The organism is Pseudogulbenkiania subflava DSM 22618 (assembly GCF_900177275.1).
Lineage (GTDB): Bacteria > Pseudomonadota > Gammaproteobacteria > Burkholderiales > Chromobacteriaceae > Pseudogulbenkiania > Pseudogulbenkiania subflava.
In genome coordinates this window covers 198,926-225,770 of record NZ_FXAG01000002.1, presented here as the reverse complement: position 1 = coordinate 225,770, position 26,845 = coordinate 198,926, and the positions used below count along the sequence as shown (strand labels likewise).

Below are 26,845 nucleotides of genomic sequence, written 5' to 3'. Positions count from 1 at the left end.
AGTATTCCGCGTACAGACCGGCCAGGCCGCCAGCAAAGGCGCCTTCGGCCAACCTGGCCATCACCGTGACGGCTTTTTCAGTCCGTCCAGCACCATCAGCCCGGCGCCGACGCAAATGAACGAGTCGGCCAGGTTGAACGCCGGGTAGTACCAGGCGTTGTAGTAGTGCACCAGGATGAAGTCGATCACGTGGCCGTGAATCATCCGGTCGATCACGTTGCCCAGCGCCCCGCCCATGATGAAGGCGGCGGCCAGGTTCATGCGGCAGGAAAAATGGCCCTTGACGATGCTCCAGCCTAGCCAGCCGGACACGGCGAAGGCCAGCAGCGTGAACAGATGCTTCTGCCACCCGCCGGCGCTGGCCAGGAAGCTGAACGCCGCACCCGGGTTGTACAACAGGGTGAAGCCGAAGAAGCCGGGCACGACCTCGTGCACCTCACCAAACTGGTACTGGCTGTTGAAGTACACCTTGCTCAGCTGGTCGAGCACGATCACCAGCAGTGCCAGCGCGAACCACTTCAGATAACCCCTGCGGCCGGCGGCCAGTGCTGCGCTATCAGGCATGAACACGCGCCTCGCCTTTGCCGTCGATATTGTCCACGCAGCGGCCGCACACGTTGTCGTGGCCGGCGTGGGCGCCGACGTCGTCACGGTAGTGCCAGCAGCGCTCGCACTTGGCGTGCTCCGACGGCGTCACCGCTACACGCGTCTGCTCGGCCTGGCGCACGGTGGCGCGCGACACGATCAGCACGAACTTCAGGCTGTCGCCCAGCGACGCCAGCAGCGGATAGAGCTCGGCGTCGGCCTCGATGTCCAGTTCGGCCTGCAGCGAGGAGCCCAGCTTGTCCTCGGCACGCAGCGCCTCGATGTCCTTGTTCACCGTGGCGCGGAAAGCGCGCAGCGCGCTCCATTTCGCCACCAGCGCCGCCTCCTGCTCGGCCTCCGGCAGCGGGAACTCGTGCCAGAGGTGGAACAGCGTGCTCTCCTCCTCGCTCTTGGTCAGCACTTCCCACGCCTCGTCGGCGGTGAAGCACAGGATCGGCGCGATCAACAGCAGCAGGCTGCGCGTAATGTGGTACAGCGCGGTCTGCGCCGAACGGCGGGCACGACTATCGGCCTGAGTGGTGTACAGGCGGTCCTTCAGCACGTCGAGGTAGAAGGCGCCGAGATCTTCCGAGCAGTAACCGACGATTTCCTGCACCGCATAGTGGAAGGCGTAGCGGGTATACAGCTCGCCGGCCACCTTTTCCTGCAGTTCCTTGGCCATCAGGATGGCGTACTGGTCGATTTCCAGCAGGTCGGCGAACGGCACCGCGTTGTCCAGCGGGTCGAAATCGGACAGGTTGGCCAGCAGGAAGCGCAGCGTGTTGCGCAGGCGACGGTAACTCTCGGTGACGCGCTTGAGAATCTCGTCGGAGATCGCCAGCTCGCCGGAGTAGTCGGTCGACGCCACCCACAGGCGCAGGATGTCAGCGCCGAGGCTGTCGTTGACCTTCTGCGGCGCCACCACGTTGCCCTTGGACTTGGACATCTTCAGGCCCTTGCCGTCCACCACGAAGCCGTGGGTCAGCAACTGCTGGTACGGCGCGCGGCCGATGGTGGCGCAACCGGTGAGCAGCGACGACTGGAACCAGCCGCGGTGCTGGTCCGAACCTTCCAGGTACAGGTCGGCCGGCCACGCCAGCTCCGAGCGCTGCTTCAGCACGGCGAAATGGGTCGAACCGGAGTCGAACCAGACGTCCAGGGTGTCGGACAGTTTCTTGTACTGCTCGGCCTCGTCACCCAACAGCTCGTGCGCGTCGAGGCTGAACCAGGCTTCGATGCCCTGCTGCTCGATGCGCAGCGCGACCTCTTCCAGCAGCTGTGCCGAACGCGGGTGCAGCTCACCGCTTTCCTTGTGCACGAAGAAGGTCATCGGCACGCCCCAATTGCGCTGGCGCGACACGCACCAGTCCGGGCGGTTGCCGATCATCGCTTCGAGGCGGGCGCGGCCCCAGCCCGGGAAGAACTCGGTAGCGTCGACCGCGCTGCGCGCACGCTGACGCAGCACCTCGCCGCCGTTGCCCTGCTTGTCCATGCCGATGAACCACTGCGCCGTGGCGCGGAAGATGATCGGCGTCTTGTGGCGCCAGCAGTGCGGGTAGCTGTGTGCCAGCTTGGTGTGATGCAGCAGCGTGCCCTGCTCGGCCAGCGTCTCGATCACCTTGGGATTGGCTTCCCATACCGACAGCCCGGCGAACAGCGGCGTCGTCGAGGCATAGCGGCCATCGTCCATCACCGGGTTTTCCACCGGCAGATCGTAGGCCTGGCCCACCTGGAAGTCTTCCAGGCCGTGTGCCGGTGCGGTGTGCACCAGGCCGGTACCGGCGTCGGTGGTGACGTGCTCGCCGCAGACGATCGGCACCACGCGCTCGTAGAACGGATGCTGCAGTTGCAAACCCTCGAGCTGCTCGCCGACGGTTTCGGCCAAGAGCGGCGCGTCTTCGCAGCCGTAACGCTTGAGCGCGCCGGCCGCCAGTTCCTTCACCAGCACCAGCTTGCCCAGCGGGGTATCGTAGAGCCCATAGGTCAGCGCGGCATTGACCGCCACCGCCTGGTTGGCAGGCAGCGTCCACGGCGTGGTGGTCCAGATCACGGCCAGCGCGTTGTCGACGTTGGCCGAAAGACCGAAGGCTTCCGCCAGACGCGCACCGTCCAGCACCTTGAAGCCGACGTCGATCGCCGGCGAGGTCTTGTCCTCGTACTCCACCTCGGCCTCGGCCAGCGCCGAACCACACTCGATGCACCAGTGCACCGGCTTCTCGCCCTTGAACAGGTAACCGTTCTCGTAAATCTTGCCGAGGGTGCGCACGATGTCCGCCTCGGTCTTGAAATCCATGGTCAGGTAGGGATTGTCCCAGTCGCCCAAGACGCCCAAGCGGATGAAATCCTTTTTCTGGCGTGCGATCTGCTCGTGCGCGTATTCACGGCACAGCTCGCGGAACTTGGCGGCGGGAATGTTCTTGCCGTGCAGCTTCTCCACCATCAGTTCGATCGGCAAGCCGTGGCAGTCCCAGCCCGGCACGTAGGGTGCGTCGAAGCCGGCCAGCGTCTTGGAGCGGACGATGATGTCCTTGAGCACCTTGTTGACCGCGTGGCCGATATGGATGTCGCCGTTGGCGTACGGCGGGCCGTCGTGCAGGATGAACTTGGGACGCCCGGCGGCAAGCTTTCTCAGCTTGTCGTAGCGTTTCTGCTCGCTCCAGCGCTTGAGCCAGCCCGGCTCACGCTTGGCCAGGTCCCCGCGCATCGGGAACGGGGTATCCAGGAGGTTGACGGTCTTGCGGTAATCGATACTCATGCCTGCTCTCGCTGCAAACTGGTCAAATAGGTTTTGGCACTGGCAGCATCGCGTTCGATCTGGGCTACCAGTTCAGTCAAATTGTCGTAACGCGCTTCATCGCGCAATTTCTTCAGAAAACGCACGCTCAGACGCCGGCCGTAGAGATCGCCGGCATAATCGAACAGGTGCACTTCCAGCTTGTAGTCCGGCGTGGTGCTGACGGTAGGGTTGAGCCCGAGGCTCGCCACCCCGCCCTTGCGTCCGTCCGGCGTATCCACCTCGACCACGAACACCCCCTGCAGCGCCGGTTTGCGATGCGGCAGATGGACGTTGGCAGTGGGGAAGCCGATGGTGCGGCCCAGTTTCTTGCCGTGCATGACACGCCCGGACAACTGGTAGGGCCGGCCGAGCAGGCGCTCGGCGGCGGCCAGATCACCACCTGCCAGACACTCCCGCACCCGGGTGCTCGAGGCACGCTCGCCTTGCACCAGCACCGACGGCATCGCCTCGGTGACAAAGCCTGGACAGGCTGAGAGGAGCCGGAAGTCCCCCTTGCGGTCGGCACCGAACTGGAAATCGTCGCCGATCAGCAGATAACGGGCCTGCAGTTGCTCGACCAGCACCTGCCCGACGAAATCCTGTGCGGCCATGCGCGAAAAGCCGTGGTTGAAGCGGTAGACGAACAGGTAATCGATCAAGCCGAGCTGACGCAGGAACAGCACCTTGTCGCGCAGCGTGGACAAGCGGGCAGGCGGCTGGCTCCGGGCAAAGAATTCGCGCGGATGAGGCTCGAACGTCAGCAAGGCTGCCGGCAAATCACGGGCATCCGCTTCCGCGCGCAAGCGGGCCAGCATGTTCTGGTGCCCCATATGCACGCCATCGAAATTACCGATGGTCAGTGCGCAGGCCGGCAGGCCAAAACGGCGAGGATCTCCAAGGAATACCTGCATCACCCGTTCTGCATTCCGAAAACTTCCGATTGTAGCGGTCGACAATGCCGAGCGTCCAGCCATTCCGCCGCACTGCCGCAAAAACAAAAAGCCCTGCTCGGCAGGGCTTTTTGCGCAGGAGATCCGGCCAGAATTACTTCTGGATCACGGATTCCTTGAAGGTGTCGATGGTCAGCTCGACGCGACGGTCGCCTTCCAGGCAAGCCTGCAGAGCGGCTTTCTTCTTGAACTTCTTGGCCTTGCACTCGTCGGTCAGCTTGGCTTCGCTTTCGCCCTTGCCGACAGCGGTCACCTTCTCGGCCGGCACGCCAGCTGCCACGAAGTAGTTCTTCACGGCGTCGGCACGCTTCTGCGACAGAGCCTGGTTGTACTTTTCCGAACCCAGGTAGTCGGTGTGGCCGTCGACTTCGACCGACTTCAGGTTGGCGTCGCCCTTCAGGCGGCTAACCAGCGGATCCAGTTCGTTCTTGGCATCAGCGCGCAGGTTGGTCTTGTTGAAGTCGAACAGAACCTTGGCGGACAGGGTCACTTTTTCTTTCACTGCAACCATGGCCGGTTTCGCTGCTTCAGCTACCGGAGCCGGAGCCGGCTTGGCGGCTTCCTTGTCACCGCACTCGACCAGACCTTCGGTGGCCTTGTCGAAGTAGGTGTTCTTCCAGCACTCGCCGTAGTTGTTGCGGGTTACCGCGTCGGTGGCTTGATCGGCGGTGTAGCCCGGTTTGGCGGCGAAGGCGCTGGCGGACACCAGCAGAGCGGCAACCAACGCGCTCAGTTTCAACTGCTTGTTCATGTTATTCCCTCTTTAACAATACGCATCTCGGTGCGACGAAGCGCAATGGCGCCTATCAGCTTACTGCAAACTACAAAACAACAGGAAGATTGCCAAAGCTGTGTTTATGCATTCAAACCGCACTATAGAAATCCGGTCATGACCTGTCAATAACGCGGGTGACGCCAAAATACCAAGCCGGCGCGAAAGTGTTGTTATTCTTACACCTTGCGCCGGCTTTTTGTTTCAACTACGCAACACTTTTGTGGTTGATGTTGCGTCGGCGAAACAGTGGTTCTGGCTCACGCCAGGTAGAGTGATAGCGCTCGCTAAAGGTTCCAAATCCCTTCAACGCGTCTTCCAGCGCCTTGCCTTCCTTGATCTCGAAGCTGTTGAAGCCGACCTGCCACAGGTAATGCACCAGGTCCTGCCATACGTCCCCCAGTGCGCGCAGTTCGCCCCGGTAGTGGTAACGCTCGCGCAGCAGTCGGCCGATGCTGTAGCCACGGCCGTCGGTAAATGCCGGGAAGTCTACCGCCAACAGCGGGAAGGAAGCCAGGTGCGCGGCGAGTTCGCCCGGTTCGTCGTCCGGCGCCAGCCATACCGCCACTTGCCCGGCGCGGTTTTGCCACGCCGAGGGCTCGGCCTTCCAGGCGGAGAACGGCACGATCACGTCGCGCTCGGGGGCCACCTCGGGCAGTTTCCCGTTCTCGTCCGGACGCAGCACCGCCCAGCTGTCGGTCACTACCTGACCATCTTTAATGATGCTTCGCATAAACACGCTCCTTGAACGGTTCGAGGCCGATGCGGCGCACGGTCTCGATGAAGCGCTCGCCATCCAGGCGCTGCTCCACATAGAGGCTCATGATCTTTTCAAAGGCCAGCGGCACGTCGGCCTGGGCAAAGGACGGCCCGATCACCTTGCCGATGGCGGTATGGTTGCCCTGGCTGCCGCCCAGCGTGATCTGGTACCACTCCTCGCCGTTCTTGTCGACGCCGAGAATACCGATGTTACCGATGTGATGATGGCCACAGGCGTTCATGCAACCGGAGAAGTTGCAGTCGATCTCGCCCAGATCGTGCAGGTAATCGAGGTCGTCGAACTTGCGCTGGATCGCCTCCGCCACCGGAATGGAGCGGGCGTTGGCGAGCGAACAGAAGTCGCCCCCCGGGCAGCAGATGATGTCGGTCAAGAGGCCGATGTTCGGCGTGGCAAAACCCTGGCTGCGCGCCAGCTGCCACACTTCGTAAAGATCGCTCTCCTTGATGTCCGGCAGGATCACGTTCTGCTCGTGCGCCACGCGCACCTCGCCAAAGCCGAAGCGCTCCGACCAATCTGCCACCGCTTCCATCTGTTCCGCGGTGATGTCGCCCGGCGGCACGCCGGTCTTCTTCAGGGACAGCACCACCGAGCGATAGCCCGGCTGGCGATGGGTGCGGGTATTCTGCTCCACCCAGCGGGCAAAGGCGCGCTCTTCGGCCAACCTGGCGGTAAAGGCTTCCGGGTTGGGGGGCAGCGTTTCGTAGGCCGGCGCACCGAAGAAGCTGGCGTAATGGGCCACATCCTCGTCGCGCAGCGTGGCCGCGCCGTCCTTCAGGTGCAACCACTCGTCCTCGACCTTGGCGGCAAAGCCCTGCGGGGTGAGCGCCTTGACCAGGATCTTGATACGCGCCTTGAACTTGTTGTCGCGACGGCCATAGCGGTTGTAGACCCGCAGGATGGCATCGAGATAGGTCAGGATGTGGCGGGTCGGCAAAAACTCGCGGATCACCTCGCCCACAATCGGGGTACGACCGAGGCCGCCGCCGACGATCACCTTGAAGCCGATTTCGCCGTCAGCCGCCCGTACCACGTGCAGACCGACATCGTGCACCAGGGTGGCGGCTCGATCCTCGACCGATCCCGACACCGCGATCTTGAACTTGCGCGGCAGGAAGGCGAACTCCGGATGCAGCGTGCTCCACTGACGGATGATTTCGCAATAGGGGCGCGGATCGATCAGCTCGTCGGCGGCCACACCGGCGAAGGCATCGGTGGTGGTGTTGCGTACGCAGTTGCCGGAGGTCTGGATGGAGTGCATCTCGACATCCGCCAGTTCCGACAGGATGTCGGGCACGCGCTCCAGCGCCGGCCAGTTGAACTGCATGTTCTGGCGCGTGGTGAAGTGGCCGTAGCCCTTGTCGTAAGTGCGGGCGATGTGCGCCAGCTTACGCAGCTGGCGGCTCGCCAGGTGGCCATAGGGAATGGCGATGCGGAACATCGGCGCGTGGCGCTGGATGTAGAGGCCGTTCATCAGCCGCAAGGGGCGGAACTCGTCCTCGGAAAGCTCGCCCGCCAAAAAGCGGCGGGTCTGGTCGCGAAACTGCGCAACGCGCTCGCGAACAATGCGGTAATCGACTTCGTCGTAACGGTACATGGTGTGGCTTTACTCTGTCTGTAGGCCGTTCAGCGCTTGATGATGGAAACGGCGGACTGCTTCACGTGCAGGCCGCATTCCTTGTTCTCGGGGTTCTCCCACCACCAGCGTCCGGCACGGATGTCTTCGCCGACGGAGATGGCCCGGGTACACGGGGCACAGCCGATCGACGGGTAATGGCGGTCGTGCAGCTCATTGTACGGCACCTGGTTTTCGCGGATATACGCCCATACGTCCTTTTCGCTCCACTCGATCAGCGGATTGAATTTCATCAGGCCGTTGTCGGCGTCGAACTCACGGTCGCCCAGATCCTGACGGGTCGGCGACTGCTCGCGGCGCAGGCCGGTGATCCACGCCTTCTGCCCGGCCAGGGCACGCTTGAGCGGTTCGATCTTGCGGATATGGCAACAGGACTTGCGGTTCTCCACGCTGTCGTAGAAAGCGTTGATACCGAATTCGTTGACGAAAGATTCAACCGCCGGGGTGTTGGGGAAATAGACCTGCACCGGGTTGGCCGGATAGCGCTCGCGCACCTGTTGCATCAGGGTGTAGGTCTCGGCCGGCAGGCGGCCGGTATCCAGACTGAAAATGCCGATCGGCAGTTGGAGCTTGGCGATCAGATCGGTCAGCACCATGTCCTCGGCACCGAAACTGTTGGCCAGCACCGCCGGCGCATGATCGCGGGCGATTTCCTGCAGCAGGGCCTCGGTCTGGGCCAGCTTTGCCTCAAGGGTCATCAAACGCACTCCATAGAAACCTGAACGTAAACTTTTACCATGCTAACGAACATCCTTATATTCCTAAAAGACTAATGTGTTAGTATTTAATTACTTCTGGTTTTAACGCGGATGTCCATCATGAAGCTGCAACAGCTACGTTATCTGGTCGAAGTCGCCAAGCAGGGGCTGAACGTGTCCGAAGCGGCCGAGAAACTGCACACCTCGCAACCCGGTATCTCCAAGCAGATTCGCCTGCTGGAAGACGAGCTTGGCATCCAGGTCTTCATCCGCAACGGCAAGCGCGTGGTATCGGTATCCGAACCCGGCAAGGAAGTGCTGCGCATCGCCGAGCGCATCCTGCGCGAAGCCCAGAACCTCAAGCGTGTCGGCGACGAATTCTCGCGCGAATCGGAAGGCGCACTGACCATCGCCACCACCCATACCCAGGCGCGCTACGCCCTGCCTCCCACCATTGCTGAATTCCTCAAGCGCTGCCCCAAGGTACGCCTGTCGATCAAGCAAGGGAGTCCGACGCAGATCTGCGACATGGTGCTGTCCGGCGAAGCCGATCTCGCCATCGCCACCGAAGGCATCTCGCTCTACAAAGAGCTGGCGATGCTGCCCTGCTACGAATGGAACCGCTGCGTGGTGGTGCCCAAGGGCCACGAACTGAGTCAGCTCGACCGCCCCCTCACCCTGGCCGACATCGCCCGCCATCCTATCATTACCTACGACTTCGCCTTCGCCGGTCGCTCCAAGATCAACCAGGCATTCACCGACGCCGGCCTGACCCCCACCGTGGTGCTCACCGCCATCGATACCGACGTGATCAAGACCTACGTCTCGCTGGGCCTCGGCGTCGGCATCATCGCCAGCATGGCCTACGAACCGGAGCGGGACGTGGCGCTGACCGCCATCGATGCCAGCCATCTGTTCGAACCGTCCGTGACCAAGATCGGCATCCGCCGCGACGCCTATCTGCGCGGCTTCGCCTACACCTTCATCGAACTGTTCGCCCCCCACCTGCACCGCCGCGAGATCGACGCGGCGCTGCTCGCCAGCGAACACGACAGCGACTAGGCCCGACTGCAAAAAAACAAAACGCCCCGCCGGCATCACGCTGGCGGGGCGTTTGGACGATCCCCGAAAGAGACCGGATCAGAGCGTCAGGCCGCCCGTCACCTCGATCGCCGCGCCATTGATGTAGCTGGCGTCGTCGGACGCCAGGAAGGCGTAGACGTTGGCGATTTCCGACGGTTCGGCCATGCGCCGCATCGGTACCTTCTCTTCCATCGCCTGGATCACTTTTTCCGGCATGGACTTCAGGATGGGCGTGGCAACGAAGCCCGGGCACACGGCGTTGGCGCGAATGCCCTTCTTGCCGAGCTCCTTGGCCCAGGTCTTGACGAAGCCGATCACGCCGAACTTGGACGCGGCGTAGTTGGTCTGGCCGAAGTTGCCGTACACCCCCACCACCGACGACGCGTTCAGAATCACGCCGCCACCCTGCTCGATCATGGTGTCGACCACGGCCTTGGCACAGTTGTAGACGCCCTTCAGATTGATGTCGATGACCTTGTCGAACTGCTCGTCGGTCATCTTCGTCAGCTGCGCATCCATCACGATGCCGGCATTATTCACCAGCACATCGATACGGCCGTAGCGCGCCTTCAGATCACCCACCATATCAGCGATCTGGCCTCGATTGGTGACGTTCACCTGATAGCCCACCGCTTCGCCGCCGGCGGCCTTCAACTCGTCCACCACTGCGTTGACCGCGTCGATGTTCAAGTCGCATACCGCCACGATGGCACCCTCCTTGACGAACTTCTCGGCGGTGGCCTTGCCGATGCCGCTGGCCGCACCGGTAATGATCGATACTTTCCCTCGCAAACGCATAGCATTCCCTTCATAACACGTGAGACTAGCAACCCGAACTTGGGCAGGACGTCGGCTCCACCATCACCCTTAACCCAGGGTCGCCATAGACTTTTATTGTTGTTCTGATGCAAAACTCGTGATGCAGCGCACATAGTGCACCGCACCACGAAAAATATAGCCTATCCCGTTCACGGGACAAAGCCTTGTTTACAAACGGTTACCCTTATTCCAGACCCTTGCTGCTCAGGTAGGACTCGTAATCGCCGGTGTAATGCTCGTAGCCACCCTTGCCGTCCAATTCCAGGATCTGGGTCGCCAGCGAGCTGACGAACTGACGGTCGTGCGACACGAAAATCAGGGTGCCCTTGAACGACTCCAGCGCCATGTTCAGCGACTCGATCGACTCCATGTCCATATGGTTGGTCGGCTCGTCCATCAGCATCACGTTCGGCTTGGTCAGAATCAGCTTGCCATACAGCATGCGGCCCTTTTCGCCGCCCGACAGCACGCGCACCGCCTTGGTCACGTCGTCGCCGCCGAACAACAGGCGGCCCAGCGTGCCGCGGATGACCTGTTCGTCGTCACCGTCCTGACCCCATTCACGCATCCATTCCGTCAGGGTCTTGTCGCTGTCGAACTCGGCCTCGTGGTCCTGCGCGTAGTAGCCTACCTGCGCCTTCTCCGCCCACTTGATCTGGCCGGCGTCGGCCACGACCCCTTCGGCCAACTTGGCGTCGTACGCACCCGCCAGCAGCTTCATCAGCGTCGACTTACCGGCACCGTTCGGGCCGATGATGGCCAGGCGCTCACCGGCGTCGAAGATCAGATCGAGATTCTTGAACAACGGCTTGTCGAAGGACTTGGACAAACCCTCGATCGATACCGCCTGGCGGTGCAGCTTGTTCTTGTCTTCCACTTCGAAGCGGATGAACGGGTTCTGGCGGCTCGACGGCTTGACCGTCACCATTTCGGCCTTCAGCTTGTCGGCCTGCTTGAGACGGCTGGTCGCCTGACGTGCCTTGGACTTGTTGGCCGAGAAACGGGCCGCAAATTCGTGCAGCTCCTGGATCCGCTCCTTGGCCTTGGCGTTGCTCGACAGCTGGCGCTCGCGCGCCTGCGTCGAGGCGATCATGTAGTCGTCGTAGTTACCCGGGTAGATCTGGATGGTGTTGTAATCCAGGTCGGCCATGTGGGTGCACACTTCGTTCAGGAAGTGGCGATCGTGCGAGATGATGATCATGGTGGAGTTGCGCTCGTTCAGCACGTGCTCCAGCCAGCGGATGGTGTTGATGTCCAGGTTGTTGGTCGGTTCGTCCAGCAACAGCACATCCGGGTCCGAGAACAGGGCCTGGGCCAGCAGCACGCGCAGCTTGAAGCCCGGAGCGACTTCACTCATCGGGCCATTGTGCAATTCCAGCGGGATGCCAACACCGAGCAGGAGCTCGCCGGCGCGCGCCTCGGCGGTGTAGCCGCCGTACTCGGCGAACTTCGCCTCCAGCTCGGCGGCGTGCATGTAGTCGTCTTCGGTGGCCTCGAGGTTGGCATAGATCGCATCGCGCTCGCTCATCGCCGCCCACATCTCGGTATGCCCCATCAGCACCACGTCAAGCACACGCTTGTCTTCGTAACCAAACTGATCCTGACGCAGCTTACCCAGGCGCACGCCATTCTCGATAGCCACTTCGCCGGAGGTTTGCTCGAGGTCGCCGCCCAGGATTTTCATGAAGGTGGACTTGCCGGAACCGTTGGCGCCGATCAGGCCATAACGGTTGCCTTCACCGAATTTGACCGAAACCTTCTCGAACAGAGGTTTCGCGCCAAACTGCATGGTAATGTTCTGTGTACTAATCACGCTGTGGATCCTTCAGCCAGATCGCCGTAAGTATCGGAAAAACGGAGGATTCTAGCACATTCGCCAACCCTTCCGCGATCACCGCACCGATCGGGCGCACGCCCTTTTGCCATGCAGGGGAATTCCGCTACAATCGAAGGCCTCTCGAAACCCTAATAAATAGGCTGAACTATGCTTACCGGTAGCTTGGTCGCGCTGGTCACCCCGATGCTCGAGGATGGTCAGGTTGACTTCGAATCCCTCAAGCGTCTCGTTGATTTCCACATTGACAACGGCACCGACGGCATCGTCGCGGTCGGCACGACCGGCGAATCGGCGACCCTCAGTGTCGACGAGCACATCGCCGTCGTCGAAACCGTGGTCAAGCATGCAGCCAAGCGCGTCAAGGTCGTCGCCGGCACCGGAGCCAACTCCACCGCCGAAGCGATCGAGTTGGCCGAACATGCCCGCCAGGTCGGCGTGGACATGACGCTGTCGGTGGTGCCGTACTACAACAAGCCGACCCAGGAAGGCATGTACCAGCACTTCCGCGCCATCGCCGAGTCGGTCGACATCCCGGTCATCCTGTACAACGTGCCGGGCCGCACCGTCGCCGACATGAACAACGATACCGCGCTGCGCCTGGCCCAGATTCCCAACATCGTCGGCATCAAGGACGCCACCGGCGACATCGGCCGCGCTTGCGACCTGGCGCTGCGTGCGCCGCAAGGTTTCGCCCTCTACTCGGGCGACGACCCCACAGGCATGGCCTTCATGCTGTGCGGCGGCCATGGTGTCATTTCCGTCACCGCCAACGTCGCGCCGAAACTGATGAGCGAGCTGTGCAAAGCCTCGCTCGCAGGCGATACGGCGCGCGCGCGCGCCATCAACGACAAGCTGCAAGGCCTGCACAAGCAGCTGTTCATCGAACCGAACCCGATTCCGGCCAAGTGGGCACTGCAGCAGATGGGACGGATCCCTGCCGGGCTGCGCCTGCCGCTGACCCCGCTGACCGACGCTGCAACCGCGGCCGTCCGCGCCGCAATGCAGCAGGCGGAAGTCCTCTAAAACCCCCATTCAATGGGAGAACGCATGAAACGAAGCGCGCCTGCCGCGATTCTGCTGCTGACCGGCCTGATGGCCGGTTGCAGTACCTCCGAACCGCTCCAGAACAAGCTCGACTACAAGTCGGAAGCACCGGCCCAGACCAACAAGCTGGAGGTTCCGCCCGACTTGACCGCCCCGCAGATCCAGAACCGCTACGAGCTGCCGCGCTCGGGGGTGGCTTCGCTGAACGAGCTCAACCAGGCTCAGGGCAGTAGCAAAGCACCGGCCAGCACCGAGGCGGCCGTCACCAAGGTCGACAACGTGCGCATGGAACGGGCCGGCTCGCAACGCTGGCTGGTCGCCGAGCACAAGCAGCCGGAGGAACTCTGGCCGGTGCTCAAGGCGTTCTGGCAAGACAATGGTTTCGTGATCAAGACCGAAGACCCGCAACTGGGCATCATGGAGACGGACTGGGCCGAGAACCGCGCCAAGCTGCCTAACGACGTGATCCGCAAGTTCATGGAAACCGTGGGCCTGGGCAACGTCTACTCCACCGCCGAGCGCGACAAATTCCGCATCCGCGTCGAGAAGACCGCCGCCGGCACCGAGGTGTACTTCTCGCACCGCGGCATGTACGAAGTGTTTGTCGACGAAGGCAAGTCGGAAACCAAGTGGCAACCACGTCCGGCCGACCCGCAACTGGAAGCCGAGCTGCTGGGCCGCTTCATGATCCGCCTCGGCCAGACCGAGGAAAGAGCCAAGGAAGCGATCAAGCAGACCCAGACCCCGGAAGCCCCGAACAGCCAGATCGTGAACGGCACCCTGACGGTCAACGATGGCTTCGACCGCGCCTGGCGCCGTGTCGGCCTGGCGCTGGATCGCATCGGCCTTGCCGTGTCGGATCGCAACCGCGCCCAGGGCATCTACTACGTCAAGCCGGTGAAGGGCGAGGCGGAGGGCGGCAAGACCGAGAAATCCGGCGGCTTCTGGTCGAGCCTCGCGTTCTGGAGCAGTGGCGACAAGAACGAGGCAGCACCGAAAGACGAGGAGTTCCTGGTGCAGCTGAAGGAAGACAGTCCGGGCAAGACCCAGATTGCCCTCACCGACAAGGCAGGCAAACCGCTGCCGCCGGCGCAGACCCGTACGGCGCTTGGCAAGCTGCAGGCCGAGCTCCAGTAAGCCCCTGCCTGACCATAAAAAAAACCCGCTTCGCGCGGGTTTTTTTATGCCCGGCAATACGCCGGGCATAAAAAAACCGACCCTAGGGTCGGTTTTTTGAACAGCACCAGATTACTGAGCAGCGGAAGCAGCAGCCGGAGCGGAGGCTTCAGCAGCAGCCGGAGCCGAAGCTTCCGGAGCAGCAGCCGGAGCCGAAGCTTCAACGGCCGGAGCGGAGGCTTCTACTTTCGGAGCTTCTTCTTTCTTACCGCAAGCGGACAGAGCAACGGCGAGCAGGGCAGCAACGAGGAGCGACTGTTTCATTTTTAAGACCTTTGACTTTAAGTAATGAGAACAATTTTTCAGCAAAAATCGCTCCTGGCTAACCGGAAGCGACTGAAATTTTTCAGTGGGCAAATTGTAGCATGAAAAAAACGGCTGTACAGAGGGCACGGTCGGCAAAACGGCCACAGCCCCATGAATTTTTTCTTGCAGTGCAGCAAACGGCTCCAAACAAGGGTTTTCCCACATAGCTATTCGCTTCCGAACCAGCATTGAGGCAAAACAACCAATATCATGTTGCAATCATGCAACACTGTCAGCGATATGCCAAAACCCTGACAAATAGCCCTCATAAAGAACATCGGTCATCGCATCCGAAAATGCCTGCCCTGCCAGCTTGCGGGCGTTGGCAAAGCGTTGCCAGTCCACCACGTCGGCCGCATCGACCTCCAAGCGCTCGCCATTGCAGTACAGCGCCTCGCCACGGAACAGTATCTGGCTCTTGGCGTCGAGCACCACCCCGGCCAGGGCCGCCTGTTCGACAAACTCGTCGAACTCGAGCGGCTCGTCTGGCGCATCGTAAAACACGTGCGGCTTGGGCTCGGTCAGGTAGTGGCCGAGGAAATCGCCAACCGTGTTGCCATCCCACTTGATGAGCTGCAGCATGCGCTCGACCTGGGCCACCATGGCGTCACCGATGGCGGCCGGATCGGCCGGCTGCGACTGGAGGTCGGGGTCGGCGTAGCGGCCATCGAAGCAAGCCCGGTCCTGCAGGTAGACCAGGAACTGGGTGGTCAGCTCCTGAACCGAAGGCGCCCTGAAGCCGATGGAGTAGGTCATGCCCGGCTCCAGTGCGACACCGTAATGGGCATAGCGCGGCGGCAGGTAGAGCATGTCGCCGTGCTCCAGCACGAACTCCTGCTCCGCCTCGAAGTGCTCCAGTACCTTGATCGGGGCATCCTCGATGAAGGTCTCGTCCTTCTGGGAGGAAATCTGCCAGCGTTTCTGGCCGCCAACCTGCAGCAGGAACACGTCGTAGGAGTCGAAATGGGGACCGACCGTGCCGCCGGGAGGGGCGTAGCTGATCATCAGGTCGTCAAGACGAGCGTACGGGATGAAGTTGAAGCGCCACAGCAGTTCGTCGATATGCGGCACATGGTGATTCACGTTCTGTACCAGGATGGTCCAGTCGCTGGCCGGCAGGCGCTTGAAGCGGGAGGGGCGGAACGGACCGCGCTCCAGCTTCCAGCGCCCCTGGTTGAATTCGATCAGGCGCGACTCGACATCGTCCTGCATGGCCAGTTCGGCCAGCCAGTCGAAGTCGACGTGCGGCCCGACCTCCTTGAGCGCGCCACGGATCAACAGGGGCTTCTTGTGCCAGTATTCTTTCAGGAATTGCTCGGGCGTGATGCCGCCCAGGAGGCTCAGGGGAGTCATGGCAGTTTCTCGGTTAGCGGGTGCTGCAATGGTTTACAATACGCTTCAGGCGGTACCGCCCAGCATCTGTTTGCTGCAGGCACAGGGAACGCGAGGCGTTCCGCGCCTGTCGAATTTATCTATTTATTGCACGGACAACTCTCATGCAAATCGCCAAAAATACCGTCGTTACCCTCCACTATGAGATGTTCGACGCTGACAATACCCTCCTCGACAAGACCGAGGAGCCCATCAGCTATCTGCACGGCGGCTACGACGGCATCTTCCCGCTGGTGGAAGAGGCACTGCAAGGCAAGGCGGTCGGCGACTCCATCGACGTGAAGATGGAGCCGGATGATGCCTTCGGCACGCCGGAAGAAGAGCTGGTCCGCGTCGAACCGCTGGACGTGTTCCCGGCAGACGTCGAAGTGGGCATGATGTTCGAGGCCGACGATCCGGAAACCGGCGATGTTCTGCTGTTCCGTGTCACCGACATCGCCGACGGCAAGGCTGTGGTCGATGCCAACCACCCGCTGGCCGGCCTGACCATCCGCTTCGTCGCCAAGGTGGTGGAAGTTCGCGCCGCCAGCGCCGACGAAGTCAGTCACGGCCACGCCCACGGCGAACACGGCCACCACCACTGATCCCGGGCGGCCTTCGTGCCGCCTGCTTCAGCGCCGGAACCGGAGCAAGCCCAGCAGGGCGACGCCGGTTCCGATGACCAGCCTCACCACGTATTCCTCATGATGCTTCGGCCAACCTCGCACGGCCGCAAACGCCATCACCAGCAGCAATAGCCCGCTCAGCACCGCCAACAGCCGTTCCGTCACTCTCGCCGGCCATCCTTGCGGCCAGGCATGGCGCAGCGCCAGCCGCATCACACCCCAGCCCAGCAATGCACCGGCCAGCACATCGAGCGGCCAGTGCACCCCGATCGCAAGGCGCGACCACCCGACCAGCGCCGCAGCCACGATCAGCAATGCGGTACTCCCGCGCCCCGCCTTCGGGTCGGCACTCCAGGCCGTTGCCAACAGCGCCGACGCCATGGCATGACCGGAAGGAAAGGAGGCGTTGCGCGGCAAGGCATCCAGCAGCTGCACCGTCCCCGTCGGCAGAACCAGCGGCGGGCGCGGCACCGCGAAGAACGCCTTGAGCAAGATCGCCAGGAGGATCGCCAAGAACGGTCCCGTGATCAGTGCCGGCAAGCGCTGAGGCTGGCGCCAGGCGAGCGGCAGCAGCAACGCGATGACGGTTTTCCAGTCGCCGAAAACGCTGGCGAGCCGCCAGAGAGCCCCCGGCATCGAGCGGGCCGATTGGTGCAACAGCAGGAAAAGGCGCTGGTTCCAGTCGGGCCATAGCGCCAACACGACGGCCGGCAGCACGAGCAGCAGCGGCCACAGGCGGCAGACCCGCGACGTCATCAGGTTGCCTTGCGCCCCAGCGTCACCCGGTCGAGCCCCGCCAGATCGGCCAGGGTCTCGACCTCGGCCAAACCGGCGGCACGGAACAAGGCACGCACGGCATCCCCCTGGTCGTAGCCATGCTCAACCATCAGCCAGCCGCCCGGCACCAGCCTCTCTGGAGCTCCGGCGGCGATCTCGCGCAGGCAGCTCAGCCCGTCGTTTTCGTCGGTCAGCGCCAGGCGCGGCTCGAAGCGCACGTCGCCTTCGCCCAGATGGCGATCCGCCGCGGCGATGTAGGGCGGATTGGACACGATCAGGTCGAAGATGGCGCCCTGAGGCAGGGGGGCATACCAGCTGCCCAGGAAGAACGTCACCGGAGCCGCCAGCCGCGCCGCGTTCTGGCGCGCGATCGCCAGCGCGGCGTCGGACACGTCCACCGCGCTCACCTGCCACTCGGGCGCCTCCAGCGCCAGTGTCGCCGCGATCGCGCCGGAACCGCAGCCCAGATCAACCACCTGTGCCGGGCTTCGGCCAACCTTGGCCAGCGCCGCTTCGACCAGGTGCTCGGTTTCCGGGCGCGGGATCAGCACCGCCGGCGAGACCAGGAACGGGCGGCCGTAGAATTCGCGCTCGCCCAGCAGGTACGCGATCGGCTCGCCGCTCAGACGCCGTTCGGCCAGGGCGACAAAGGCCGACTCCTGCTCCGGGCTCAGCTCCAGCTCGGGATAACCGACCAGCTTGGCCGGGGCGAAACCGGTGACCTGCATCAGCAGCAGGCGCGACTCCAGTCGCGGCAAGGGATAACGGCGCAGGGCTTCGTCGATGGTCATGATGGGCTTACAGCAGCAACAGGGTCGCCAGACCGAGGAAGATGAAGAAGCCGCCGGAATCGGTGCAGGCCGTGATCATCACGCTGGAGCCGACCGCCGGATCCTTGCCGAACTTTTCCATGGTGAGCGGGATGTACACCCCCATGGTGGCGGCCAGCATCAGGTTGAGGGTGGTCGCCGCCACCATCACCAAGCCCAGCGCCAGATTGCCGTACAAGGCCCACGCCAGCAGGCCCAACATCCCGCCCCACACCAGGCCGTTCATGGCACTGACGCCGAGTTCCTTGCGCCACAGCCGCGCCGCCTGTCCCGGCTGCAACTGCCCCATGGCCAGGGCGCGCACGATCATGGTAATAGTCTGGTTGCCGGAGTTGCCGCCGATGCCGGCGACGATCGGCATCAGCGCGGCCAGCGCGACGATCTTCTGGATCGACCCCTCGAACGCGCCGATCACGCGCGAGGCGACGAAGGCGGTGCACAGGTTGATCGCCAGCCAGGCCCAGCGGTTCTTCACCGAGTCGATGACCGGGGCAAACAGGTCTTCCTCTTCCTTCAGACCGGCCAGGTTGAGCACTTCGCTCTCCGACTCCTCGCGGATCACGTCGACCATTTCGTCCACGGTCAGACGGCCGATCAGCAAACCCTTGTCGTCGATCACCGGCGCCGTCACCAGATCGTAGCGTTCGAACGCCAGCGCGGCGTCGGCGGCCTCTTCTTCCGGATGGAAAGTCACCACCTCGGTGGCCATCACGTCCTGCACCAGGGCGTCCGGGTCGGCGACCAGCAGCTTGCGCACCGGCAGCACGCCCTTGAGCACGCCCTCCTCGTCGGTCACGAAGATCTTGTCGGTGTGCGACGGCAGCTCGTCGAAACGACGCAGATAACGCAGCACCACTTCGCAGCTGACGTCGGCGCGGATTTTCACCAGCTCGAAGTCCATCAGCGCGCCGACCCGGTCCTCGTCGTAGGACAGCGCGGACTGCAGCTGGGCACGCTCCTGCTCGTCCAGGCTGCCCATGACCTCGTACACCACCTGGCGCGGCAGGTCGGCGGCGAGATCGGCCAGTTCGTCGGTGTCGAGCTGCTCGGCAGCAGCCACCAGCTCGTGCTGCTCCATCGACTCGATGAGGGTTTCCCGCACCGCGTCGGAGACTTCCAGCAAGATTTCGCCGTCCTGCTCGGTCTTGACCAGATCCCATACCAGCAAACGGTCTTCGAGCGGCAGCGCCTCCAGAATGTGGGCGATGTCGGCGGGGTGGAGCTGGCTCAGCTTGTGCTGCAGTTCGACCAGGTTCTGCTTGTGAACCAGGTTCTCGACCAGGTCGTGCTTTTCCATCTCCTGGCGATGAACCAAGTCTTCGACCAGCCGGTGGCGCTCGATCAGGCGCTGCACCTGGCTCAGGTTTTCCTGCAGACGATCAGTGGGTTGTTTCTTTTCGACAACCGTCATGCACGCCTCCTTCCGCCTCAGCGGAAGTGCACGCGCACTGCGGTCCTGAAGGCGGGGATTATTCGATAATAGAGTAACGGGATTTCGTTACAGGATAACTGGGTAAGTCCATGCGTTAATGCCGTGCGGGCACGGCCAAACGAAAAGAAAGGCGGGATTCTAGCACGTGAAGGCCCCGGGTTCCAGCTGGAAACCCGGGGAAAGCGCGCCGGATCAGGGCAATTCGGCGTAGGAAAGGCGGCGCTGGATGATATGCGCCTTGCGCGCCAGACCGCGCGCTCCGCGGTGCTCGTCGTAATAGCGCGGATTCGGCACCATGGCGGCCAGCCTGGCGGCTTGCGACGCGGACAGATTGCTGGCTGCGGTGCGGTAGTAGTAGCGGGAAGCCGCCTCGGCGCCAAACACCCCGTTACCCCACTCGATCACGTTGAGGTAGATTTCGAAGATGCGCCGCTTGTCCATCACCGCTTCCAGCATCACCGTGATGATGGCTTCTTCCAGCTTGCGCCAGGGGGTCTTGTGCCCGGACAGGAACAGGTTCTTGGCCAGCTGCTGGCTGATGGTCGAACCGCCGGCCACGATCTTGCCGCGCTTCAGGTTCTTCTCGAAAGCGCTCTCGATGCCGTCCCAGTCGAAGCCCTCGTGGTCGACGAACTTGGCGTCCTCGGCGGCGATGATGGCGCGCTTGAGATTGGGCGAGATGCGTTGATACGGCACCCACTTGTGGTGCAGTTCGGCGTCCGGGTTCTCTTCCTGCAGGCGCGCCAGCTGCTCGTTCATGAAGGCGCTGGCGGACGGGTTGTTGGTGCGCCAGTACAGCACATGCCCGAAAATCCACAGGTTATACAGCACAAGGGCGGCCACCAGGGCCGCCCCGATCTTGAACAGGAGACGCATCAGGCCAGCACGTCTCGCAGCATGTTGGTGACCTTGCGGGTTTCCGGCTGCACGCCGTGCCAGATCGAGAACGATTCGGCGGCCTGCTCGACCAGCATGCCCAGGCCGTCGGCCAGCATGCCGGCGTTTTCCGACTGGGCGCGCTTCAGGAACGGCGTCAGGCCCTTGCTGTAAACCATGTCGTAGGCCAGGGTACGGGCGGTGAACACGCCGTACGGGACCGGCGGCAGCTCGTTGCTGAGGCTGGTCGAGGTGGCATTGATCACCAGGTCGAAAGTCTTGCCTTCCAGTCTTTCATAGCCGGTGGCGCTGATCTCGCCCCAGGCGGCAAACTGGTGCGCCAGCGCCTCGGCCTTGATCAGGGTGCGGTTGGCGATGGTCAGCGCGGCTGGCTTCTGCTCCAGGATCGGCGCCAGCACACCGCGTACCGCACCACCCGCGCCCAGGATCAGCACGCGCTGGCCGGCGATCGGGAAGTCGAGGTTTTCCACGATGTCGCGCACCAGGCCGACGCCGTCGGTGTTGTCGCCGTAGACCTTGCCGTCGCGGAAGCTCAGGGTGTTCACCGCCTCGGCGGCGCGCGCGCGCTCGGTCAGTTCGGTCGCCATGCGATAGGCGTTGCCCTTGAACGGCAGGGTGACGTTCATGCCCTTGCCGCCCGCCGCGACGAACTCGGCGACGACCTGCTCGAACTTGTCGAGCTCGGCGAACAGCTTCTCGTACTGGATATCGAGCTGGCAGGCGCGGGCGAACTCCGTATGGATGAACGGAGACTGACTGTGGGAGATGGGATTGCCGATGACGGCGTAACGGTCGGTCATGATTCTGCTTTCTCGATATTGCTCAACGACGGCCAATACGCTTGCTAGCGCGCGGCGGCGTCATTAATGGTAATTCTTTCAACTCTGCACTTTGCCGCGAAGCCCGACAAACATCAACCATTTATCCCTGAATCCAGGGCAAACCCCGCCCTTTCCAGCCATTGATCCGGCCGCGGTGCTGCTCCGCGTCCTTGTCGCCCTCGAATCCTTCCAGCACGTTGTAGACCGTGGCGTAGCCCGAAGCCGTGGCGAGACGCGCGGCTTCGTCGGAGCGGGCACCGGAACGGCACAGGAACAGCACGACCTTTTCCTTGTCCACCTGCTGCATCAGCTGATTGGCAAAATTCGGGTTGGGTACCATGCCGGGAAAGCTGCGCAATTCGATGCGCAGTGCGTCGGGCACCACGCCGACGAACTGCCATTCGGCCTGGCTGCGCACGTCGACCAGCACCGCTTCGGGAATGCCCTGCAACAGTTCATACGCCTCGTCCGGCGTCACCGCGCCGGCGTAAGGCAGCCCCTGGGAACTGCCGCGCTCGCCGGCCCGGTGCAGAATCTCGTTGATCTTGCTCATCATCACTCTCCTTGCAAGGGGATTACATTATTTGTTTACAGTGATTATCGGGAAAGCCCCGCTCCGGCGCAAACCATGCCACATGCACCAATATCGATCACGGCAATAATGTGACGCACCAAACCGGGGCCTTCCGTGGCGCGTGCAAGTCCGACGAGGCTTGTGCCACAATGGGCAAGCCCGTCGGAATGGGCTGGCACGCTTCCTGCTAGTTTTAGTCGCAAACCCTTAGTACAACGCATACTCTGATGCACGTAGCCCAACAGGAGAACACCATGGCGGTTGCAGACGTTTTGAAACTGATCAAGGACAACGACGTCAAATTCGTAGATTTGCGCTTTACCGATACCCGCGGTAAAGAGCAGCACGTTTCCATCCCGGCCCACGTCGTCCTCGATGACGGCGAAGAGTGGTTCGAACACGGCCACGCTTTCGATGGCTCCTCGATCGCCGGCTGGAAAGGCATCCAGGCTTCCGACATGCTGCTGATGGCCGACCCGGCCACGGCCAAGATCGACCCGTTCTACGACGAGCCGACCGTCTTCATGTCCTGCGACGTGATCGATCCGGCCGACGGCAAGGGCTACGACCGCTGCCCGCGCTCCATCGCCAAGCGCGCCGAAGCCTACCTGAAGGCTTCCGGCATCGGTGACACCGCCTACTTCGGTCCGGAACCGGAATTCTTCGTGTTCGACTCCGTGACCTGGGGCGCTGACATGTCCGGCTGCCACGTCAAGATCCAGGCTGAAGAAGCGGCCTGGGCGTCCGCCGAACAGTTCGAAGGCGGCAACATGGGCCACCGTCCGGGCATCAAGGGCGGCTACTTCCCCGTCCCGCCGGTCGATTCCTCGCAAGACCTGCGTTCCGCCATGGTACTGCTGCTGGAAGAACTGGGCGTGCCGGTCGAAGTGCACCACCACGAAGTAGCTACCGCCGGCCAGAACGAGATCGGCACCAAGTTCAGCACCCTGACCCAGCGCGCTGACTGGACCCAGATTCTGAAGTACGTGGTGCACAACGTGGCCCACAGCTACGGCAAGACTGCTACCTTCATGCCGAAGCCGATCGTCGGCGACAACGGCTCGGGCATGCACGTGCACCAGTCGATCTGGAAAGACGGCGTGAACCTGTTCGCCGGTGACGGCTACGCCGGCCTGTCCGAAACCGCCCTGTACTACATCGGCGGTATCATCAAGCATGCCAAGTCCCTGAACGCCATCACCAACCCGGGCACCAACTCGTACAAGCGTCTGGTTCCGCACTACGAAGCGCCGGTGAAACTGGCCTACTCCGCCAAGAACCGCTCCGCTTCGATCCGCATTCCGCACGTGGCGAGCCCGAAAGGCCGTCGTATCGAAGCCCGCTTCCCGGATCCGTTGGCCAACCCGTACCTGTGCTTTGCCGCGCTGATGATGGCCGGCCTGGACGGCATCCAGAACAAGATCCACCCGGGCGATGCCGCCGACAAGAACCTGTACGATCTGCCGCCGGAAGAAGACAAGCTGATCCCGACCGTGTGCGCCTCGCTCGACGAAGCCCTGGCCGCGCTGGACGCCGACCGTGAGTTCCTGACCCGCGGTGGTGTGTTCTCCAACGAGTGGATCGACGCTTACATCGAACTGAAGATGCAGGAAGTGAACCTGACCCGCATGACCACCCACCCGGTGGAATTCTCGATGTACTACAGCCTGTAATTCACGGCCTGTACCCTAATCGAACGGCAGCCTCGGCTGCCGTTTTTTGTTTTCCTGCGCTGCCAAACGGCCCGCCGACAGGGCGGCGGATTATCCCCCATGTGACGGATGACGCGGATTTGCTTATGATGAAATCACCTATCAGGATAGATCATGCAGGTTTCCCCCCACCCATGAAGACCATGATTTTCGGCCTGTTGCTGGCGTGCAGCCTGGCGCAGGCGCAGACCATCTACAAGTACGTCGACCCCAGCGGTCACGTCACCTTCTCGAATACCCCGATGAAAGGCGGCGTGCCGGTGAAATTGTCGCCGTTGTCGACGTATTCGAGCGAGGAAGCGAAGCCGAGCAGTTCGGCGCCGTCCACCACCCCCAGCACGCCGCCCTTCAGCAGCGGCCGCTATCCCAACGTCGACAATGCCACCCAGCAGCAGCGCGACAACGGCCGGCGCAAGATTCTGGAACAGGAGCTGGCCAACGAGCAGAAGGCGCTGACCGAGGCCCAGAAGGCGCTGGAGGAAGGCCGAGCCACCCGGCTTGGCAACGAGCGCAACTACCAGAAATACCTTGACCGGGTGCAGCAGTTGCAGGACCAGGTGACCGAGCACCAGAAGAACGTGGAAGCCTTGCGACGCGAGTTGGGGCAGTCCGCTTCCAATGCACCAAAATAAGGCATAGCATCCCGGTAAAGAGGCTTGAGTCCGCTTGCCGCGCTGGCGTGGATATTGCTATACGGATAGCGGACACACTCTTCACGACCGGATTTCCATGACACCATCCAGCTTTGCCGGGCTCGAGCTGCTCGACACCCCGGTGCTGATCGTGCGGACCGACGGTTCGCTCGACTACGTCAATCCCGCCAGTGAAAATCTGTTGGCACTGGGACGGCGCGAACTGCTGCGCCATCAACTGACCGGACTGTTCCAAAGCAGTGCAGCGCTGAAGCAGGCGCTGGATACCGCCTTCAAGAACAACGTCAGTTTCATCGAACACGACCTCGAACTGAAACTGCTGCACAACGAGCAGCCGCTGCACGTCGCCCTGTCGATCACGCCGATCGACAACGACGGTTCGCGCGCGCTGGTGGAACTGCGCCCGCTCGACCAGCAACTGAAAATCGCCAACGAAGAACGGCTGCTGCTGCAGCAGCAGGCCAACCGCGAGCTGATCCGCAACTTGGCGCACGAGATCAAGAACCCGCTGGGCGGCATCCGCGGCGCAGCGCAGCTCCTGGAGCACGAGCTGGGCGAGCGCGACGACCTCAAGGAATACACCGAAGTCATCAAGGAAGAGGCGCTCAGGCTGCAGTCGCTGGTGGACCGCCTGCTGGCGCCGCATCGCCGCCATGTCTCGAGCGAGATCAACATCCACGAGGTGCTGGAACGGGTGCGCAGCATCGTGCTGGCCGAATACCCGCAGGGGTTGATCATCTGGCGCGACTACGACATCAGCCTGCCAACGCTGGTGGCGGACAAGGAACAGCTGATCCAGGTGGTGCTCAACATCACCCGCAACGCCATCCAGGCGATGAAGGGCAAGGGCGAGATCATCCTGCGCACGCGCGTGGCGCGCCAGGTCACGCTGGCGCGCAAGCGCTACACCCTGGCACTGAAATTGCAAATCATCGACAACGGCCCGGGCATTCCGGAAGAAATCCGCGACCACATTTTCTACCCGCTGGTCACCGGGCGCGCCGAGGGTACCGGCCTCGGCCTGACGCTGGCGCAGGCCTTCGTCCACCAGCACGGCGGCAGCATCGAGTTCGAGTCTCGCCCGGGCTGCACTTGTTTCACCGTGATGCTGCCGCTGGGCACCTAGCGCGGCCGCAGACAGTACAAATAGTACGGCAAGGCCGCACAACAACACCAAGAGGGTTTTGTTAGCGGCTCGAAAACACCGAGAGGGACACCATGCATACAAACCCGGTCTGGATCATTGACGACGACAAGGCGATCCGCTGGGTCCTGGAAAAGGCCCTGGCACGCGGCGGCATCGGCTTCGAGAGTTTCGCCAGCGCCGACGACGCGCTCAACGCGCTGTACGACGCCAGTCCGCGTGTCATCATCAGCGACATCCGCATGCCCGGCACCGACGGCCTGAAGTTCCTGTCGCGCGTCAAGCTGGAGCATCCCGAGATTCCGGTCATCATCATGACCGCCCACTCCGACCTGGACTCGGCCGTGGCTGCGTTCCAGGGCGGGGCTTTCGAATACCTGCCCAAGCCGTTCGACGTCGACCAGGCCACCGCGCTGATCGAGCGCGCGCTGGCGGAGACGCGCGAGCCCTCCGAGGCGCAAAACGGCGAGGAAGAGATGCCGGCCTTGCTGGGCCAGGCCCCGGCGATGCAGGACGTGTTCCGCGCCATCGGCCGCTTGAGCCAGTCGAGCGTGACGGTGCTGATCACCGGCGAATCGGGCACCGGCAAGGAGCGCGTGGCCGAGGCGCTGCACCGCCACTCGGTGCGCGCCAGCAAGCCGTTCATCGCGCTCAACACCGCCGCGATCCCGAAAGACCTGCTGGAGTCGGAGCTGTTCGGCCACGAGAAGGGTGCCTTCACCGGCGCGCTGGCCTCGCGCCGCGGCCGCTTCGAGGAGGCCGAGGGCGGCACGCTGTTTCTCGATGAAATCGGCGACATGCCGATCGAGCTGCAGACGCGGCTGCTGCGCGTGCTGTCGGATGGGCACTTCTACCGCGTCGGCGGCCACACCCCGATCAAGGCCAACGTGCGCGTGATCGCGGCGACGCACCAGAACCTGGAGGAGCGGGTCAAGAACGGCCAGTTCCGCGAGGACCTGTTCCATCGCCTGAACGTGATCCGCCTGCGCCTGCCGCCGATGCGCGAGCGCAGCGAGGACATCCCGATCCTGACGCGCTACTTCCTGTTGCGCAGCGCCAAGAACCTGGGAGTGGAGCCGAAGCGCCTGTCCGACGCGGCGATGGAGCTGGTGCGCCACTACCCCTTCCCCGGCAACGTGCGTCAGCTGGAAAACCTGTGCCAGTGGATCACGGTGATGGCGCCGGGGCAGACCGTGGAGCTGAGCGACCTGCCCACCGACATCCGCGACCCGGCGCTGCACCCGGTGCTGGAAGCCAGTGGCGAGGGTGCGGCCGGCCCTGCCGCGGTGTTCGGCGGTGACTGGATGAAGGGACTGGCCGACGAAGTGGCGCGCCGCCTGCGCGCCGGCGAGATCGGCATCATCGACGATCTGACGCGGCGCTTCGAGGAAACCTGCATCCGCAGCGGCCTGGCGCACACCGGCGGGCGCAAGGTGGAGGCGGCACACCTGTTGGGCTGGGGCCGCAACACGCTGACGCGCAAGATCCAGGAGCTGGGCATGGAAGCGGCGCACGGCGAGGAAATGAACCACGGCTGAGCGCCCTCTC

General features: G+C 62.8%; 25 protein-coding genes. 8 read left to right on the top strand and 17 right to left on the bottom strand.

Annotation, left to right across the window (positions count from 1 at the left end; genetic code table 11):
* Positions 1-60: 60 nt before the first annotated feature.
* From lspA to B9N72_RS02615, 7 genes are all read right to left on the bottom strand, one after another.
* Positions 61-564: a signal peptidase II gene (gene lspA, locus B9N72_RS02645; RefSeq protein WP_085274890.1), complete on the bottom strand. Its 504-nt coding sequence runs from the start codon at positions 562-564 to the stop codon at positions 61-63.
* Positions 557-3,340 carry an isoleucine--tRNA ligase gene (gene ileS / locus B9N72_RS02640; protein ID WP_085274889.1) on the bottom strand — a complete coding sequence of 928 codons (2,784 nt, stop codon included), beginning with the start codon at positions 3,338-3,340 and terminating at the stop codon, positions 557-559. Before ileS ends, lspA begins: the two co-directional genes overlap by 8 nt.
* On the bottom strand, positions 3,337-4,272 hold the full coding sequence (locus tag B9N72_RS02635; protein WP_085274888.1) for a bifunctional riboflavin kinase/FAD synthetase: 936 nt from the start codon (positions 4,270-4,272) through the stop codon (positions 3,337-3,339). Before B9N72_RS02635 ends, ileS begins: the two co-directional genes overlap by 4 nt.
* A gap of 133 nt (positions 4,273-4,405) precedes the next feature.
* Positions 4,406-5,062, bottom strand: a complete 657-nt coding sequence (locus tag B9N72_RS02630; protein WP_085274887.1) for an OmpA family protein — start codon at positions 5,060-5,062, stop codon at positions 4,406-4,408.
* Between the two features lie 229 nt (positions 5,063-5,291).
* Entirely contained in the window at positions 5,292-5,816 is a 525-nt protein-coding gene (locus B9N72_RS02625; protein ID WP_085274886.1) for a DUF934 domain-containing protein, read from the bottom strand.
* The gene (locus tag B9N72_RS02620) at positions 5,800-7,458 is read right to left on the bottom strand and encodes a nitrite/sulfite reductase (protein WP_085274885.1); all 1,659 of its coding nucleotides are present in this window, start codon (positions 7,456-7,458) and stop codon (positions 5,800-5,802) included. The genes B9N72_RS02625 and B9N72_RS02620 overlap by 17 nt, the downstream gene beginning before the upstream one ends.
* A 29-nt stretch (positions 7,459-7,487) precedes the next feature.
* Positions 7,488-8,195 (bottom strand): phosphoadenylyl-sulfate reductase, encoded by a 708-nt coding sequence (locus tag B9N72_RS02615; protein WP_085274884.1) that lies wholly within the window; start codon positions 8,193-8,195, stop codon positions 7,488-7,490.
* Positions 8,196-8,315: 120 nt separating this feature from the next.
* On the opposite strand from B9N72_RS02615, the gene cysB reads away from it, so the two are divergent.
* Entirely contained in the window at positions 8,316-9,257 is a 942-nt protein-coding gene (cysB, locus tag B9N72_RS02610; protein ID WP_085274883.1) for an HTH-type transcriptional regulator CysB, read from the top strand.
* Positions 9,258-9,335: 78 nt separating this feature from the next.
* Here the strand turns inward: cysB and B9N72_RS02605 are convergent, their stop codons facing one another.
* Positions 9,336-10,076 (bottom strand): beta-ketoacyl-ACP reductase, encoded by a 741-nt coding sequence (locus tag B9N72_RS02605; RefSeq protein WP_008953265.1) that lies wholly within the window; start codon positions 10,074-10,076, stop codon positions 9,336-9,338.
* A gap of 205 nt (positions 10,077-10,281) precedes the next feature.
* Entirely contained in the window at positions 10,282-11,910 is a 1,629-nt protein-coding gene (locus B9N72_RS02600; RefSeq protein WP_085274882.1) for an ABC-F family ATPase, read from the bottom strand.
* Positions 11,911-12,081: 171 nt separating this feature from the next.
* Here B9N72_RS02600 and dapA point away from each other — a divergent pair, with 171 nt between their 5' ends.
* Both dapA and bamC read left to right on the top strand, forming a co-directional pair.
* Complete coding sequence (gene dapA / locus B9N72_RS02595; RefSeq protein WP_085274881.1) at positions 12,082-12,957, top strand: 4-hydroxy-tetrahydrodipicolinate synthase; 876 nt, start codon at positions 12,082-12,084, stop codon at positions 12,955-12,957.
* A gap of 24 nt (positions 12,958-12,981) precedes the next feature.
* Positions 12,982-14,115, top strand: a complete 1,134-nt coding sequence (gene bamC, locus B9N72_RS02590) for an outer membrane protein assembly factor BamC (RefSeq protein WP_085274880.1) — start codon at positions 12,982-12,984, stop codon at positions 14,113-14,115.
* Between the two features lie 111 nt (positions 14,116-14,226).
* Here the strand turns inward: bamC and B9N72_RS21355 are convergent, their stop codons facing one another.
* Positions 14,227-14,607, bottom strand: a complete 381-nt coding sequence (locus B9N72_RS21355) for a hypothetical protein (protein WP_234985864.1) — start codon at positions 14,605-14,607, stop codon at positions 14,227-14,229.
* 72 nt (positions 14,608-14,679) lie between these two features.
* Positions 14,680-15,813: a ribosomal protein uL16 3-hydroxylase gene (locus B9N72_RS02580; protein WP_085274879.1), complete on the bottom strand. Its 1,134-nt coding sequence runs from the start codon at positions 15,811-15,813 to the stop codon at positions 14,680-14,682.
* Positions 15,814-15,956: 143 nt separating this feature from the next.
* Between B9N72_RS02580 and B9N72_RS02575 the strand changes: the two genes are divergently transcribed.
* Positions 15,957-16,436, top strand: a complete 480-nt coding sequence (locus B9N72_RS02575) for an FKBP-type peptidyl-prolyl cis-trans isomerase (RefSeq protein WP_085274878.1) — start codon at positions 15,957-15,959, stop codon at positions 16,434-16,436.
* A gap of 27 nt (positions 16,437-16,463) precedes the next feature.
* Here B9N72_RS02575 and B9N72_RS02570 read toward each other — a convergent pair whose 3' ends face one another.
* The 6 genes from B9N72_RS02570 to B9N72_RS02545 all read right to left on the bottom strand — a co-directional run bounded on the left by B9N72_RS02570 (position 16,464) and on the right by B9N72_RS02545 (position 21,767).
* Positions 16,464-17,213 carry a phosphatase PAP2 family protein gene (locus B9N72_RS02570; RefSeq protein WP_085274877.1) on the bottom strand — a complete coding sequence of 250 codons (750 nt, stop codon included), beginning with the start codon at positions 17,211-17,213 and terminating at the stop codon, positions 16,464-16,466.
* On the bottom strand, positions 17,213-18,025 hold the full coding sequence (prmC, locus tag B9N72_RS02565) for a peptide chain release factor N(5)-glutamine methyltransferase (protein WP_085274876.1): 813 nt from the start codon (positions 18,023-18,025) through the stop codon (positions 17,213-17,215). The genes B9N72_RS02570 and prmC overlap by 1 nt, the downstream gene beginning before the upstream one ends.
* A gap of 7 nt (positions 18,026-18,032) precedes the next feature.
* Positions 18,033-19,475 carry a magnesium transporter gene (gene mgtE / locus B9N72_RS02560; protein ID WP_085274875.1) on the bottom strand — a complete coding sequence of 481 codons (1,443 nt, stop codon included), beginning with the start codon at positions 19,473-19,475 and terminating at the stop codon, positions 18,033-18,035.
* 213 nt (positions 19,476-19,688) lie between these two features.
* On the bottom strand, positions 19,689-20,372 hold the full coding sequence (gene mtgA, locus B9N72_RS02555) for a monofunctional biosynthetic peptidoglycan transglycosylase (RefSeq protein ID WP_085274874.1): 684 nt from the start codon (positions 20,370-20,372) through the stop codon (positions 19,689-19,691).
* Positions 20,372-21,193: a shikimate dehydrogenase gene (gene aroE / locus B9N72_RS02550; protein WP_085274873.1), complete on the bottom strand. Its 822-nt coding sequence runs from the start codon at positions 21,191-21,193 to the stop codon at positions 20,372-20,374. The genes mtgA and aroE overlap by 1 nt, the downstream gene beginning before the upstream one ends.
* A gap of 121 nt (positions 21,194-21,314) precedes the next feature.
* Positions 21,315-21,767: a rhodanese-like domain-containing protein gene (locus B9N72_RS02545; protein WP_014086102.1), complete on the bottom strand. Its 453-nt coding sequence runs from the start codon at positions 21,765-21,767 to the stop codon at positions 21,315-21,317.
* Between the two features lie 275 nt (positions 21,768-22,042).
* Between B9N72_RS02545 and glnA the strand changes: the two genes are divergently transcribed.
* The 4 genes from glnA (at position 22,043) to ntrC (ending at position 26,835) form a co-directional block, all read left to right on the top strand.
* Positions 22,043-23,461, top strand: a complete 1,419-nt coding sequence (glnA, locus tag B9N72_RS02540) for a type I glutamate--ammonia ligase (protein ID WP_085274872.1) — start codon at positions 22,043-22,045, stop codon at positions 23,459-23,461.
* Between the two features lie 173 nt (positions 23,462-23,634).
* On the top strand, positions 23,635-24,132 hold the full coding sequence (locus tag B9N72_RS02535; protein ID WP_085274871.1) for a DUF4124 domain-containing protein: 498 nt from the start codon (positions 23,635-23,637) through the stop codon (positions 24,130-24,132).
* Positions 24,133-24,229: 97 nt separating this feature from the next.
* Positions 24,230-25,279, top strand: a complete 1,050-nt coding sequence (gene glnL / locus B9N72_RS02530) for a nitrogen regulation protein NR(II) (protein WP_085274870.1) — start codon at positions 24,230-24,232, stop codon at positions 25,277-25,279.
* 92 nt (positions 25,280-25,371) lie between these two features.
* On the top strand, positions 25,372-26,835 hold the full coding sequence (ntrC, locus tag B9N72_RS02525) for a nitrogen regulation protein NR(I) (protein WP_085274869.1): 1,464 nt from the start codon (positions 25,372-25,374) through the stop codon (positions 26,833-26,835).
* The last annotated feature ends 10 nt before the right edge of the window (positions 26,836-26,845 follow it).

Bases quoted from the DNA above. Each gene is read 5' to 3' on its own strand.
- dapA (WP_085274881.1), top strand. From the start codon at position 12,082: ATGCTTACCGGTAGCTTGGTCGCGCTGGTCACCCCGATGCTCGAGGAT.
- glnA (WP_085274872.1), top strand. From the start codon at position 22,043: ATGGCGGTTGCAGACGTTTTGAAACTGATCAAGGACAACGACGTCAAA.
- aroE (WP_085274873.1), bottom strand. From the start codon at position 21,193: ATGACCGACCGTTACGCCGTCATCGGCAATCCCATCTCCCACAGTCAG.
- B9N72_RS02570 (WP_085274877.1), bottom strand. From the start codon at position 17,213: ATGACGTCGCGGGTCTGCCGCCTGTGGCCGCTGCTGCTCGTGCTGCCG.
- B9N72_RS02575 (WP_085274878.1), top strand. From the start codon at position 15,957: ATGCAAATCGCCAAAAATACCGTCGTTACCCTCCACTATGAGATGTTC.
- ntrC (WP_085274869.1), top strand. From the start codon at position 25,372: ATGCATACAAACCCGGTCTGGATCATTGACGACGACAAGGCGATCCGC.
- B9N72_RS02580 (WP_085274879.1), bottom strand. From the start codon at position 15,813: ATGACTCCCCTGAGCCTCCTGGGCGGCATCACGCCCGAGCAATTCCTG.
- glnL (WP_085274870.1), top strand. From the start codon at position 24,230: ATGACACCATCCAGCTTTGCCGGGCTCGAGCTGCTCGACACCCCGGTG.
- bamC (WP_085274880.1), top strand. From the start codon at position 12,982: ATGAAACGAAGCGCGCCTGCCGCGATTCTGCTGCTGACCGGCCTGATG.
- lspA (WP_085274890.1), bottom strand. From the start codon at position 564: ATGCCTGATAGCGCAGCACTGGCCGCCGGCCGCAGGGGTTATCTGAAG.
- B9N72_RS02535 (WP_085274871.1), top strand. From the start codon at position 23,635: ATGAAGACCATGATTTTCGGCCTGTTGCTGGCGTGCAGCCTGGCGCAG.
- mgtE (WP_085274875.1), bottom strand. From the start codon at position 19,475: ATGACGGTTGTCGAAAAGAAACAACCCACTGATCGTCTGCAGGAAAAC.
- B9N72_RS02625 (WP_085274886.1), bottom strand. From the start codon at position 5,816: ATGCGAAGCATCATTAAAGATGGTCAGGTAGTGACCGACAGCTGGGCG.
- B9N72_RS02630 (WP_085274887.1), bottom strand. From the start codon at position 5,062: ATGAACAAGCAGTTGAAACTGAGCGCGTTGGTTGCCGCTCTGCTGGTG.
- B9N72_RS02635 (WP_085274888.1), bottom strand. From the start codon at position 4,272: ATGCAGGTATTCCTTGGAGATCCTCGCCGTTTTGGCCTGCCGGCCTGC.
- B9N72_RS02615 (WP_085274884.1), bottom strand. From the start codon at position 8,195: ATGACCCTTGAGGCAAAGCTGGCCCAGACCGAGGCCCTGCTGCAGGAA.
- prmC (WP_085274876.1), bottom strand. From the start codon at position 18,025: ATGACCATCGACGAAGCCCTGCGCCGTTATCCCTTGCCGCGACTGGAG.
- cysB (WP_085274883.1), top strand. From the start codon at position 8,316: ATGAAGCTGCAACAGCTACGTTATCTGGTCGAAGTCGCCAAGCAGGGG.
- B9N72_RS02545 (WP_014086102.1), bottom strand. From the start codon at position 21,767: ATGAGCAAGATCAACGAGATTCTGCACCGGGCCGGCGAGCGCGGCAGT.
- B9N72_RS02620 (WP_085274885.1), bottom strand. From the start codon at position 7,458: ATGTACCGTTACGACGAAGTCGATTACCGCATTGTTCGCGAGCGCGTT.
- ileS (WP_085274889.1), bottom strand. From the start codon at position 3,340: ATGAGTATCGATTACCGCAAGACCGTCAACCTCCTGGATACCCCGTTC.
- mtgA (WP_085274874.1), bottom strand. From the start codon at position 20,372: ATGCGTCTCCTGTTCAAGATCGGGGCGGCCCTGGTGGCCGCCCTTGTG.
- B9N72_RS02605 (WP_008953265.1), bottom strand. From the start codon at position 10,076: ATGCGTTTGCGAGGGAAAGTATCGATCATTACCGGTGCGGCCAGCGGC.